At 48.5% G+C, this 12,334-nt stretch carries 11 protein-coding genes; 3 read left to right on the top strand and 8 right to left on the bottom strand.

Annotated features, from left to right (window positions below; all coding sequences use genetic code 11):
* Positions 1 to 22: 22 nt before the first annotated feature.
* Genes OIM59_RS12910 through OIM59_RS12890 form a run of 5 tightly spaced genes read right to left on the bottom strand, consistent with a single transcriptional unit; the run spans position 23 to position 5,359 of the window.
* Complete coding sequence (locus OIM59_RS12910) at positions 23 to 1,678, bottom strand: S41 family peptidase (protein ID WP_299169824.1); 1,656 nt, start codon at positions 1,676 to 1,678, stop codon at positions 23 to 25.
* Between the two features lies 1 nt (position 1,679).
* Positions 1,680 to 2,114 (bottom strand): dCMP deaminase family protein, encoded by a 435-nt coding sequence (locus tag OIM59_RS12905; protein ID WP_022354294.1) that lies wholly within the window; start codon positions 2,112 to 2,114, stop codon positions 1,680 to 1,682.
* Between the two features lie 11 nt (positions 2,115 to 2,125).
* The gene (locus tag OIM59_RS12900; RefSeq protein ID WP_303897124.1) at positions 2,126 to 2,599 is read right to left on the bottom strand and encodes a DUF4847 family protein; all 474 of its coding nucleotides are present in this window, start codon (positions 2,597 to 2,599) and stop codon (positions 2,126 to 2,128) included.
* Positions 2,600 to 2,607: 8 nt separating this feature from the next.
* On the bottom strand, positions 2,608 to 4,647 hold the full coding sequence (locus OIM59_RS12895; protein ID WP_299169621.1) for a M3 family metallopeptidase: 2,040 nt from the start codon (positions 4,645 to 4,647) through the stop codon (positions 2,608 to 2,610).
* A gap of 25 nt (positions 4,648 to 4,672) precedes the next feature.
* Positions 4,673 to 5,359: a Crp/Fnr family transcriptional regulator gene (locus OIM59_RS12890; protein ID WP_288354603.1), complete on the bottom strand. Its 687-nt coding sequence runs from the start codon at positions 5,357 to 5,359 to the stop codon at positions 4,673 to 4,675.
* 183 nt (positions 5,360 to 5,542) lie between these two features.
* Between OIM59_RS12890 and OIM59_RS12885 the strand changes: the two genes are divergently transcribed.
* The 3 genes from OIM59_RS12885 (at position 5,543) to OIM59_RS12875 (ending at position 8,401) form a co-directional block, all read left to right on the top strand.
* Complete coding sequence (locus tag OIM59_RS12885; RefSeq protein WP_299169625.1) at positions 5,543 to 6,142, top strand: MarC family protein; 600 nt, start codon at positions 5,543 to 5,545, stop codon at positions 6,140 to 6,142.
* Between the two features lie 73 nt (positions 6,143 to 6,215).
* Positions 6,216 to 7,289: a tRNA 2-thiouridine(34) synthase MnmA gene (gene mnmA, locus OIM59_RS12880; RefSeq protein ID WP_299169628.1), complete on the top strand. Its 1,074-nt coding sequence runs from the start codon at positions 6,216 to 6,218 to the stop codon at positions 7,287 to 7,289.
* Positions 7,290 to 7,342: 53 nt separating this feature from the next.
* Entirely contained in the window at positions 7,343 to 8,401 is a 1,059-nt protein-coding gene (locus OIM59_RS12875; RefSeq protein WP_303897121.1) for a tetratricopeptide repeat protein, read from the top strand.
* A 133-nt stretch (positions 8,402 to 8,534) separates the two neighbouring features.
* On the opposite strand, the gene OIM59_RS12870 is transcribed toward OIM59_RS12875, so the two are convergent.
* The 3 genes from OIM59_RS12870 to OIM59_RS12860 form a co-directional block, all read right to left on the bottom strand.
* Positions 8,535 to 9,197: an HAD family hydrolase gene (locus OIM59_RS12870; protein WP_299169632.1), complete on the bottom strand. Its 663-nt coding sequence runs from the start codon at positions 9,195 to 9,197 to the stop codon at positions 8,535 to 8,537.
* Between the two features lie 6 nt (positions 9,198 to 9,203).
* Entirely contained in the window at positions 9,204 to 9,575 is a 372-nt protein-coding gene (folB, locus tag OIM59_RS12865; protein ID WP_303897119.1) for a dihydroneopterin aldolase, read from the bottom strand.
* Positions 9,576 to 9,670: 95 nt separating this feature from the next.
* Positions 9,671 to 12,214 carry an adenosylcobalamin-dependent ribonucleoside-diphosphate reductase gene (locus OIM59_RS12860; protein ID WP_299169637.1) on the bottom strand — a complete coding sequence of 848 codons (2,544 nt, stop codon included), beginning with the start codon at positions 12,212 to 12,214 and terminating at the stop codon, positions 9,671 to 9,673.
* Positions 12,215 to 12,334: the final 120 nt, after the last annotated feature.

Below are 12,334 nucleotides of genomic sequence, written 5' to 3'. Positions count from 1 at the left end.
ATTCTCTTTTGTCCATGAGATTTTATTTCTTTTTCTCGTTGGAAGGCTCCATTTCAGGAGCCTGTGGGAAAGACTCACCTTTTTCCAGAATTTCCACTGCCTTCAAAACCGTTTTATCGGTTTCATTGAGGAATTCCACATACGCCTCCATGCCCAGCATGTTGTAGATAATGTTTCCGTAAAGGCTCATTTCAAACAACTGGCGTGATTTGGCCATCAGGTTGTTGCGGCGTTTCAATCCTTTCTTTTCAGCCCATGCGGCAAAATTGTTCAGCAGGTTCTGTTTTTTCAGGTATTCCTCCATCTTTTCCGGGGTGTCGTATTTCTGAAGTGTGCTCCGGTTTTGGTCGGTATACTCGAAAGTGTAGCGGATAATCAGTCCTCGGTTGGCGGCCATTCGGAAATAGGAAGTCATACCCGTGGTGTCCTGCGGCACGAAGATATCGGGCATAATGCCTCCTCCTCCATATACCGGACGCCCCAGTCGGGTGTGGTAGACTTCTGTTTCATTCTGCTTGATACTGTCGGCCGAGAAGAATTCTCCGTGTTCGTAGCGGGTGAGCAAATCCAATTCATATTCCGATTCTTTCCCTTTTTCGTATGGCTTCTGGATGCAACGGCCCGACGGAGTGTAATAACGGGCGATGGTCAGGCGGATGGCAGAGCCGTCGCTGAATTCGATGGGCTGCTGTACCAGTCCTTTCCCGAACGAACGGCGTCCGACGATGGTTCCGCGGTCATTGTCCTGGATGGCCCCGGCAAAGATTTCGCTGGCAGAAGCTGAACCTTCATCCACCAAAACCACGAGCGGCATTTTCTGGTTGCTTCCCGTACCGTTGGAATTATAGTCCTGGCGTGGGGATTTCCGTCCTTGCGTATACACAATCAGGCGGTTGTTGGGAAGAAATTCGTTGACCATCTGGATGGCGGCAGCCATGTAACCTCCTGTATTTCCACGAAGGTCTATTATCAGTCCCTCACAGTTTTTCTGGCCCAGTTTGGCCAAGGCTATCAGTAATTCCGGATAAGTGGTCTCCCCGAACTTGTTGACTTTGACATAACCCACTTTTTCGTTAATCATGTAGGCTGCGTCAATGCTCTTGACCGGAATGTTGCCCCGTACGACGGTGAAATGCAGCAGCTCTTTTTCTCCCGGACGGTACACACCGAGTTTGACTTTGCTGCCTTTTTCACCTTTCAGGCGTTTCATGGCTTCTTCATTGGTGACGATTTTTCCCACAAAGGCAGAATCGTCTACTTCCACAATGCGGTCGCCTGCCATCAGTCCCACCTTTTCGGATGGGCCTCCCTGAATGACGTTGTTCACATGGATGGTGTCATTCTGGATGGTAAACTGGATACCGATGCCGCTGAAACTGCCTTTTAAGTCGGCCGTAACGGCTTCCAGGTCTTTGGCCGGGATATAAGAAGAATGTGGGTCGAGTTCCGAAAGAATCTGTGGCATGGCTTCTTCCACCAGGTCGCTGATATTGACGGTATCCACATACTGGTCGTCAATGATACGCAGCAAGGCATTCAATTTGTTGGAAGACGTGTTGATGATGCCCAGTTTGTTGCCGGAAAAATGGTTGGCATAAAATGTACCGATGGCGATACCTGCAATCAGGCAGATGGCCAGCAGAAACGGAATAAAGCGTGTACTATTGTTCTTCATAATTTTATTCATTGGGGTTAAGATATACAACTTCAATATGCGCTCGTTTCAATAAGTCCAGTCCGTCTTCCAGGCGGTATTTCTCGGCATAGACCACTCGCTTGATGCCAGCCTGAATAATCAGTTTCGCACATTCGATGCAAGGGGAGGCGGTGACATACATGGTAGCCCCTTCACTGCTGTTGCTGGAGCGGGCTATCTTGGTGATGGCATTGGCTTCCGCATGAAGGACGTAAGGGCGGGTCACTCCGTTTTCGTCTTCACACACATTTTCGAATCCGGCCGGGGTACCGTTGTATCCGTCCGAGATAATCATCTTGTCCTTGACAATCAATGCCCCCACCTGACGCCGCTTACAATAAGAGTTTTCGGCCCAGATGAGTGCCATGCGCATATAGCGCTTGTCCAGGATTTCTTGTTTATGTTCTGATGGTTCCATAATGATGCTGCCTAGTTGTTAAATCCTTTGGGGTAAAACTGAATGTAATGATTCTTGTCGAGGTTGAACAGCTTGATGAGGCGTGAGCTGCCCCGGTAGAATTTCGCATTGCTTATTTCGTCATAAAAAGTCTTGTCCAGTCCGCTGCGGTTTCCGTTAGGCTTCAGCTGGATGGAAAAACTCTGGTCATTCCCGTTGGCACTCCATGTGCCGGTAAAGGTGAAACTGCTTCCGTTTCCTTCCACCGTACCGTCTTCTTTGAAAATGATGTTGTATTTGTCTTGGTCATCATTGATTCTGGCCAGTTCATCCCGTGTCAGAGTAGAATTGAAGTTGTTGTCATCTTTCCAGTCGCTGGTACTGTAAGAGCCGCTCCAGTGCCATGTCTGCCCGCTGGAGAAAATTTCATGCACATCGTCTTCCTGGTTACACCCGGCGAGCAGCAGGAGTAACGTGAAGAACCAGTAGATTTTGAATGCTTTCATTTGTATGTTCATTTTATTCCATTTCTTTTTAACAATGCGTCGATGGTCGGTTCCTGTCCCCGGAAGCGTTTGTAAAGTGTCATCGGATGTTCGGTGCCCCCTTTTGATAAAATATTTTCCCGGAAGGAACGTGCCGTTTCCGGATTGAAGATTCCTTTCGCCTTGAAAACCGAAAAGGCATCAGCATCCAGTACTTCCGCCCATTTGTAGCTGTAGTATCCGGCTGAATAGCCGCCCGACATGATATGCCCGAACTGTACGCTCATGCAGGTGTCTTCCAGTTGTGGAAGCAGTTGGGTGTGTTGCCAGGAAGCTTTCTCGTATGCCTTTACATCTCCCTCAAACGGAGTCTGGCGGGTGTACCAGGCCATGTCGAGCAATCCGAAACTGACTTGACGCAGGCAAGCATAAGCTACGTTGAAGTTGGAAGCGTCTACAATGCGCTGAATCAGTTCCTCGGGAATCGGTTCACCCGTTTGGTAATGACATGCGAATGTATTTAAAAATTCCTTTTCTATGGCAAAGTTTTCCATGATTTGTGAAGGAAGTTCCACAAAATCCCAATATACGTTCGTGCCGCTCATGCTTTGAAAACGGGTATTGGCAAACATACCGTGCAGGGCATGACCGAATTCATGCAGGAAAGTGTTGACCTCCGAGAAAGTCAGCAAGGCCGGTTTGTCTTTTGTAGGCTTGGTGAAATTCATGGTTACGGAGACGTGCGGGCGGCTGTTGGTGCCGTCGTCTTCTATCCATTGTTCCTTGTAACTGGTCATCCAGGCGCCCGAACGCTTGCCTTCACGGGGATGAAAATCGGTATAAAGCACGGCCAGAAAACTGCCGTCGCGGTCGAACACCTCGTAGGCCTGCACATCCGGATGGTACACCGGGATTTCTTGGTTTTCCTTGAAGGTGATTCCATACAGGCGGGTAGCCAGTCCGAATACCCCCGCTTTTACGCGGCTCAGTTCGAAGTAAGGCCGGAGTGCTTCTTCGTCGAGACTGAATTTCCGGTTCTTCAGCTTTTCAGCATAATAAGAAAAGTCCCACGGCATCAGTTCGAAGTCGTTGCCTTCCAGTTCGCGGGCCAAGGTGCGGATTTCCTCTACCTCCTCCCGAGCTACGGGGGTATAGGCCTCCAATAAATCGTTCAGCAGCTTGTACACATGGTCGCTGTTTTCGGCCATACGCTTTTTCAGTACGTATTCCGCATAGTTGGAGAACCCCAACAGCTGGGCAAGCTCCATGCGCAGGTTGACCAACCGTTTTACGATGTCCAGGTTATTAAACTCGTTATCGTGGCAACATTGGGTGTTGTAGGCCATGTAAAGCTCTTTACGCAAGTCTCTTTTGTCGCTGTACTTCATAAAGGGTACGTAGCTGGGAGCCTGCAGGGTGATAATCCAGCATCCGTCCTTCCCTTTCTCATGAGCGGCATGGGCAGCTGCTTCCACGGCACTTTCCGGCAGTCCGGCTAACTCGTCTTCGTGTCGTAGTACCAGTTCGAAGCTGTTCGTCTCTTTCAGATGGTTCTGTGAGAACTTCAGGGTCAGGCTGCTCAGTTCCATGCTCAGCTTGCGGAAAGTCTCTTTATCCTTTTCCGGCAGGTTGGCACCGTTACGGACAAATCCGTCGTATGACTTTTCCAACAGACGTCGTTCTTCCGGTGTCAGTGGAAGTGCCTCCTTTTGTTCATATACCGCCTTGACCCGTGCAAACAATCCCTCGTTGAGGCTGATGTTGTTGGCATGTTCCGAAAGTTCCGGCGTCATTTTCTCCGCAATGGCTTCCAGTTCATCGTTTGTCTCCGCACTCAGCAGGTTGAACAAGACGGTAGTGACTCTGTCCAGGGTCTTTCCTGCATGTTCCAGTGCCAGAATCGTGTTCTGGAAGGTAGGCATCTCCGGATTTCCGGTGATTTGCCGGATTTCTTCCTCTTCCAGTCGCATTCCTTCCCGGATAGCCGGTTCGTAGTCTTCTATCCGTATCTGCTGGAAAGGAGTGGTGTCGTGGAGGGTATGATAGGGTTGTAAAAATGGATTGTTCATAAAGCTAGTCTGTAAAAATTTAGGTTTATTCTTTTTTGTCCGAAAGGAGAACTACCTCCCTTAAATCGGGAATGCTGAACGTGCGGCGTCCCAGTTGGATTAAGCCTCGGTTCTGGAGGTCGTTCAGCACGTTTGATACATTGATGCGCGTGTCGTCAATCAGCCGGGCGAGGTCTTCCATCCGGATGGACAGTTTTTTCGGCCCGTAGGGAGTCATGCAGCGCAACAGAAGGAAATTGATGATTTTATCGCGTGTTTTCCCGATATGGGAATTCCACAGTTTGTTGTAAATCACCTGGCTCCGGTTGCTTAGCATGTTCATGTAGTTCAGGTTGAACACCTCATAGCGGCACAACTCGTTGAGGATGTAGGATTTTTCGATGTGTAAGGTGTTTACCTCGGTCAGTGCGGTGTACGATGCCGTAAAATAAGGACGCATTCCGAACAAGGAATAAGGTTCGATGACATTCGGACTTTTAAAGTTTTCCCACAAAGTGTATTTGTGTGGAGCGTCATTGGATTCTATCTGTACTTCTCCATCCAGCACAAAAATAAGCTGGTCGCATGGAGTGTCCTGTTTTACCAGACAGCTTCCAGGTTCATATTTATTGAAGTGAATCTTTACTTTTTCCAGGATGTCGGTAAAGTCGAATTTCGACATCCCTTGAAACAGAGGGAGCTGTAAAAGCTTGTCGTACATTGTCAATTCCATACTCTCGTTAACTTTATTAAGTTATCTTTTAACATACAAAGTTAAGTATATTTCCCCAGTGAGGTTATCCTCTGATTATAGGTTTTATCTTTTTTATTCTTTCTTACGGTCTGATAATGATTGTCGAATCTTGCAAGTGTATAAAAAAATGATAACTTTGCAAAAGTAATTTTGAATATAACAATGATCGGATTTAATTTTCAACAGTTTTTGAGCGCTTTTATCGTTCTTTTTGCAGTGATTGATATCATTGGGTCTATCCCTATTATATTGGATTTGAAGCAGAAGGGAAGACCGGTAAATGCTCCAAAAGCTACACTTATCGCTTTTGTCCTTCTTCTTGGATTTTTTTATGCCGGCGATATGATGCTGCGCTTGTTTCAGGTGGACATCGCTTCGTTTGCCGTGGCCGGTGCCTTTGTCATTTTCCTGATGTCGCTGGAAATGATTCTGGATATTGAGATTTTCAAAAATACAGGTCCCATCAAGGAGGCTACGTTGGTGCCTCTGGTGTTCCCTTTGCTGGCAGGAGCCGGTGCGTTTACCACTTTGTTGTCGTTGCGGGCGGAATATGCGTCGATAAACATTGTGCTGGCACTGATATTGAACATGGTATGGGTCTATATTGTGCTGAAGTTGACCGACCGCATTGAACGCATGCTGGGGAAAGGAGGAATCTATGTCATCCGTAAATTTTTCGGCATCATCCTGTTGGCCATTTCGGCTCGTTTGTTTACGGCAAATCTTACATCGCTCATCGAACAGTTCCAGGCTTTGAAGTGAGAGATATACCTTGAAAAGGGTATTGGGCATTTGGAAAGCGGGCGGTATATTTGCCGTTAAAAAAAGAATATATATGAAAATAGCAGCATTGATTTCGGGAGGAGTGGACAGCGCGGTAGCTGTACATCTGTTGTGTGAGCAAGGATACAAACCAGACTTGTTTTACATAAAGATTGGTATGGATACGGATGAAGAACTGACGTGTACGGCGGAAGAGGATATAGAACTGGCTTCTGCTACTGCCCGCAAGTACGGGCTGCCGTTTCATATCGTGGATTTGCAGAAGGAATATTGGGATAATGTGGTGGCTTACACCATCGATAAGGTACGTCGTGGGCTGACTCCCAATCCGGATGTGATGTGCAATAAATTGATCAAGTTCGGTTGCTTCGACCAGAAAGCCGGACATGACTATGATAAGATAGCTACAGGACATTATGCTTCTACACTCGTAATTGACGGGCATACGTGGCTGGCTACGGCCAAAGATCCCGTGAAGGACCAGACGGATTTTCTGGCGCAGATTGATTACCTTCAGGTGTCCCGGCTGATGTTCCCGTTGGGCGGATTGATGAAAGAGGAAGTGCGGGCATTGGCTCTGGAGGCTTCCTTGCCAAGTGCCAGACGGAAGGACAGTCAGGGTATCTGCTTTTTGGGAAAGATAAACTACAATGATTTTATCCGCCGTTTCCTGGGCGAGCAGCCGGGACCGGTGGTGGAGCTGGAGACGGGAAAGGTTATCGGCCGACACCGTGGATACTGGTTTCACACTATCGGCCAGCGCAAGGGACTGGGGCTGGGCGGAGGCCCGTGGTTCGTCGTAGACAAGAATGTGGAAGAAAACATTATCTATGTGTCGCATGGTTATGATACAGAAAAGCAGTTTGGCTATTCCTTTTACTTGAAGGACTTTCATTTCATTACATTGAATCCTTGGAAAGAACCGGAAACTGAAATTTGTTTCAAGATACGCCACACGGATACCTTTCAGACTGGAACCGTCCGTTTTTCGGAAGACGGATTGCTGGTGTCCAGCAGGGAGCCGATACAGGGGATAGCCCCTGGACAGTTCGGGGTGATTTATGACAAGGATGCTCGCCTATGCATAGGCAGTGGCGAGATAAGGACCAGAGAATTTTTTAAGTAGAAAGGCTTACTATGCGAATTTCTTTTCAACTGAATGCGGTTGCCCCTTTGCGCATGAAGGAGCTTATACGCAGGCTGGAGGTACCGGTAAAGGTAACACTTCAGGGCACGTATCAGGGAAAAAATCTGTATTATTTTCATCGTCCGGAATATTCCACTACTTCGTTTGCCATTTCAGATGACGGGAAGGGGAAGGTGGTAGTAGCTATGGACGGTTTGTCTTCTTATGAGGATTACAAGTTCTTTCCTTATCTGATTGATACATTGGGACTGTGTCTGAACGGGCATAGTCCGAAACTGGTGTCGGGAGAGGATGGAAAGACTTATTCCATTTATGAACGGCTGGGGGCCCAGTGGATTGAAGATTGCATCGGGGAAGAGATTGCTTCGTTGAAGGTGGTGCTCTCCGTCATCCCCCGTTGTTATCTGGAGTTGCCGAAAGAGGGTATCCGCTATGTTTCGCTGGAACAGTTGAAGCAATATGGGGTGAATCTCCACTCTTCCACTTCCCGTATTTATGGCTATATTCAGTATTTGTTGCGTAAAGGCTGGCTCTCGGAAGCGACACGGGAGGAATTCATGGCCGACAGCCTGGCTTATGCCATGGATGTGGAGGTGGATGTGCCGCAGCATGTGTCCATCGGCCGTGTCAAGTCATGGCAGTCCGACGGAACGGAAACCTGGGAAAGTTTTTCGCAGGAAGATGTGGATATGCTCTTGGAGCTGGGAAAGGAATACCGGGAAGGAATTCGTGTAGATGGAGTGGTATTGAATGATATCGGCACGTTGTATCAGGAGGGGGTAGGAGTCGACTCCGACGGCTATGAAGCAGAGTTCTGGTTCAAGGAGGCTGTCCGTCAGGGCGATTTGACTTATGCCTCGGCCAATCTGGGGGATTTGTACCGCAAGGGATGCGGTCGTCTGCCTGTTTCCTTGCCGCGGGCTTTCGAGGCTTACCGCCATTCTTCCGACCCTTATGCCTTTTACCGGATTGGGCAAGGATACGAAGAGGGATGGGTAGGAGCTCCCGACCTTCACCTGGCTATGTTCTGGTATAAGAAAGCGGCCCAGGCCGGGCATCATCTGGCCCTCAAACGCTTGTCGCGTCCGTGAATTTTCTGTTTTCAAAAGCGCCTTTGCGTTTTGCCTGAAATTGTACTTGCGTTTTGATTGAAACGTAAGATTGTTTGGCATAAAACGGAAAGGCGTTTTTTTATGTGTAGTACTGGGGGGAGCGGGCCGGATGTTAGACATTGGATAATTGTAGGAAACGGCTGATATCTTCCGGCTTTTCCGCCAGCAAATCCGGATGGAATGCCTGTAATTCACTTTTTGGCCGGAACCCCCAGCATGCTCCGATGGTAGTGACTCCCGCGTTGAGTCCGGTCTGCATGTCTACTCCGGAGTCGCCGATATAGACCACTTCGTCTTTGCTTACTCCGGCCATTTGTATGATTTCATTCACCACCTGAGGGTCGGGTTTGGTCGGCACGTTGTCGCGTTGCCCGAAAACGGCAGTGAAATGGATGGCCGGGAAATATTGTCCGATGAGTTTGGCGGTGGCTTCCTGGTATTTGTTGGAGGCTACGGCAAGCTGTAAGTGATGCTGTTGCAGTAGGTTGAGCAGTGCTTCGATGCCCGGGTAGGGACGGCTTAAATCCGCATTGTGGATGTTGTAGTAAGGGACAAATTCCGAGCGGATTCGCAAGACGTTTTCCGGAGTCCTTTCCTGTTCGGGAAGTGCCCGTTCAAAAAGTTTGTTGATGCCGTTGCCTACAAAGAAGCGATAGGCATCGGTCGGATGGGTAGGATAGCCGAATTGAGTCAGGGCGTAATTGGTAGCCGCGGCCAGGTCGGCAATGGTGTTCAGTAAAGTTCCGTCTAGGTCAAAAATTACAAGTCTTTTCATATCGCGTTAGTCTTTGGTGTAAGTTGATTCCACTCCGGTTTCCCTACAGTCCGCCCCCATGGGAGGATTCTGTTTGAACAAGGCGATTTTGACTTCCGTAAGGGTGGAAAAGTCGCGGAACAGCCGTTCGGCAATCCGCTGGACGACGTGTTCCAGAAGTTGGGAAGGAATTTTCATTTCTTCTTTCACGGCTTGAAACACCTCGGCATAGTTGAGCGTATAATTCAGGTCGTCTGTTTGCGACGCGCGGCTGAAATCTGTCTTTAGCCGCAGGTTGAGGGTGAATTCGGCACCCACCTTGTTTTCCTGAGGGAGTACGCCGTGGAAGGCATATATTTTCAGCCCGTTCAGGTGAATGTACATTTCAGATTGTTTCATGGGAAGGGAATATAAGAGAGGCATGAATCTGACGTTCGTTCCAGGTCGCTCGTCAGATTCATGCCTGAGATAGGTTTATTGGGATGTCATGATTTTTATCCGCAGCGTGAAGAACCGCAAGTCTTGCAAATCAGGCAGCCTTCCTGATATACCAGGGTTTCATGACCACAGTTCGGGCATTTCACGCCTTTGGCTTCAGTGCCGTCCTGTACGTATTTTTTCAAGGCTCTTTCCACACCGTTCTTCCAAGTGTTGATGCTTTCACTGTCGAGTTGCAGTGAACCTACCAGCTTGATAACCTGCTCGATTGGCATTCTCCAGCGGAGCACTCCTGAAATCAGTTTGGCATAGTTCCAGTATTCCTTGTTGAACTTTTCAGAAAGTCCCTCAATGGTCATCTTGTAACCACGCTTGTTTTCAAACTGGAAGTCATAGTGCTTGGTGCCGTCTTCGTCGTAGCTCTTGATGATACGTCCGGAAGTGACAGACTTCGGCAGAACGATGCCTTCTTCGTCATCCTGCAGACCGGTGAAGATTTCGTAAGGTCTTCCATCCAGCAGACCGACAAAGGCCACCCATTTTTCCTTGTTGTTCTGGAAACGCACCACGTCGGCTTCCAGCACTTTCGGGCGGACTTCCACCACCTGAGGCGGTTTGCAGCGGCATTCCTCTTCCTCTTTCTTGTCTTTCTTCTTTGTAGAAAGCAGTACGCCGGCACGTGAACCGTCACGATATACGGTACAGCCTTTGCAGCCGGAGCGCCATGCTTCCACGTAAAGCTGGTTCACGAGGTCTTCGCTGACGTTGTTCGGCAGGTTGATGGTCACACTGATGGAATGGTCCACCCATTTCTGGATACGTCCTTGCATCTTCACCTTCATCAGCCAGTCCACATCGTTCGAAGTGGCTTTATAATAAGGTGATTTGGCCACCAGTTCGTCAATTTCCTCCTGCGTATAGCGTTTGTCGGGATCGTAGCCGTTCACCTTCATCCAAGTCAGGAACTTGTGATGGAACACAATATATTCTTCGAATGCGTCTCCCGTTTCATCCACGAAATCCACATGTACATTGGTGTCGTTCGGATTCACTTTCCGGCGGCGTTTGTACACAGGCATGAACACCGGTTCGATACCAGAGGTAGTCTGGGTCATCAGGCTGGTGGTTCCAGTCGGTGCAATCGTCAGGCAGGCGATGTTTCTTCGTCCGTATTTCTTCATGTCTTCGTACAGCTGCGGGTCAGCTTCCTTCAGGCGGTTGATGAACGGATTGTTCTTTTCACGTTCCGCATCGTAGATTTCAAACGCGCCACGTTCCTTGGCCATGTTCACAGACGAACGGTAAGCTTCGAGAGCGATGGTCTTGTGCACTTTTTCAGAAAATTCGGTAGCCTCTTCTGTGCCGTAACGCAGTCCCATGGCAGCCAGCATGTCACCTTCAGCCGTGATACCTACGCCCGTACGGCGTCCCAAGCCAGATTTGCGATAAATCTTTTCCCACAAGTGGCGTTCTGTTCCCTTCACTTCCATGCTTTCAGGGTCAGAGTCTATCTTTTCAAAAATCCGTTCAATCTTTTCCAGTTCCAGATCGATGATGTCGTCCATGATGCGCTGTGCCAGTGCCACATGCTTCTTGAACAGTTCGAAATCAAAGTAAGCCTCCGGAGTGAATGGATTTACTACGTATGAATACAGGTTGATGGCCAGCAGGCGGCAAGAGTCGTATGGACACAACGGAATCTCGCCACATGGGTTGGTAGAAACCGTACGGAAGCCTAAGTCGGCATAACAGTCGGGCACAGACTCGCGGATAATCGTATCCCAGAACAATACACCCGGTTCTGCCGATTTCCATGCATTGTGTACAATCTTTTTCCACAGCGCCGAGGCGTCAATGTCTTTGGCAACCATCGGATTGGCCGAATCGATAGGGTATTGCTGCGTGTAAGGCTTTCCATCAATGGCAGCCTGCATGAAAGCGTCGTCCAGTTTTACGGAAACATTGGCTCCGGTTACTTTTCCTTCCGTCATCTTGGCATCGATGAAAGCTTCTGAATCCGGATGCTTGATTGATACCGTCAGCATCAGTGCCCCGCGGCGTCCGTCTTGGGCTACCTCACGTGTGGAGTTGGAATACCGTTCCATAAAAGGAACAAGTCCGGTAGAGGTCAAGGCCGAGTTTTTTACAGGCGAGCCTTTCGGTCGGATGTGCGACAAGTCGTGTCCTACACCGCCACGTCGTTTCATCAGCTGCACCTGTTCTTCATCGATGCGGATGATGGCTCCGTATGAGTCTGCATTTCCGTCAAGTCCGATTACGAAACAGTTGGACAGGGATGCAATCTGATAGTCGTTCCCAATTCCAGTCATCGGGCTTCCTTGAGGCACGATATACTTGAAATGGTCAAGCAAGTTGAAGAGTTCTTGAGAACTGAGGCCATTAGGATATTTTGCCTCTATACGGGCCACCTCATTGGCGATTCGCCAATGCATATCCTCTGGAGATTTTTCATAGATGTTTCCAAATGAGTCTTTCACTGCGTATTTGTTTACCCAAACACGAGCTGCCAGTTCGTCTCCTTTGAAATACTCCAATGAAGCGTTGTAGGCTTCATCGTAGCTGTACGTTTTCTTTTCCACGGTTATTTGTATATGAATAAGTTTGTTCGCAATAAAATGATAAGTCGCAAAATGTAGAAGGTCGTTTTATTTCCAACAAACGTCTGCAAATCTAAAGATGTTTTTTTAATTCACAAAATA

The organism is Bacteroides mediterraneensis, assembly GCF_025993685.1.
GTDB classification, from domain to species: Bacteria; Bacteroidota; Bacteroidia; order Bacteroidales; family Bacteroidaceae; genus Phocaeicola; species Phocaeicola mediterraneensis_A.
This window is presented reverse-complemented; position numbering and strand designations above follow the sequence as displayed.

Coding starts and splice junctions, on each gene's coding strand:
- OIM59_RS12870 (WP_299169632.1), bottom strand. CDS start 9,197: ATGAAAAGACTTGTAATTTTTGACCTAGACGGAACTTTACTGAACACC.
- OIM59_RS12895 (WP_299169621.1), bottom strand. CDS start 4,647: ATGAACAATCCATTTTTACAACCCTATCATACCCTCCACGACACCACT.
- OIM59_RS12885 (WP_299169625.1), top strand. CDS start 5,543: ATGATCGGATTTAATTTTCAACAGTTTTTGAGCGCTTTTATCGTTCTT.
- mnmA (WP_299169628.1), top strand. CDS start 6,216: ATGAAAATAGCAGCATTGATTTCGGGAGGAGTGGACAGCGCGGTAGCT.
- folB (WP_303897119.1), bottom strand. CDS start 9,575: ATGAAACAATCTGAAATGTACATTCACCTGAACGGGCTGAAAATATAT.
- OIM59_RS12900 (WP_303897124.1), bottom strand. CDS start 2,599: ATGAAAGCATTCAAAATCTACTGGTTCTTCACGTTACTCCTGCTGCTC.
- OIM59_RS12890 (WP_288354603.1), bottom strand. CDS start 5,359: ATGGAATTGACAATGTACGACAAGCTTTTACAGCTCCCTCTGTTTCAA.
- OIM59_RS12875 (WP_303897121.1), top strand. CDS start 7,343: ATGAAGGAGCTTATACGCAGGCTGGAGGTACCGGTAAAGGTAACACTT.
- OIM59_RS12905 (WP_022354294.1), bottom strand. CDS start 2,114: ATGGAACCATCAGAACATAAACAAGAAATCCTGGACAAGCGCTATATG.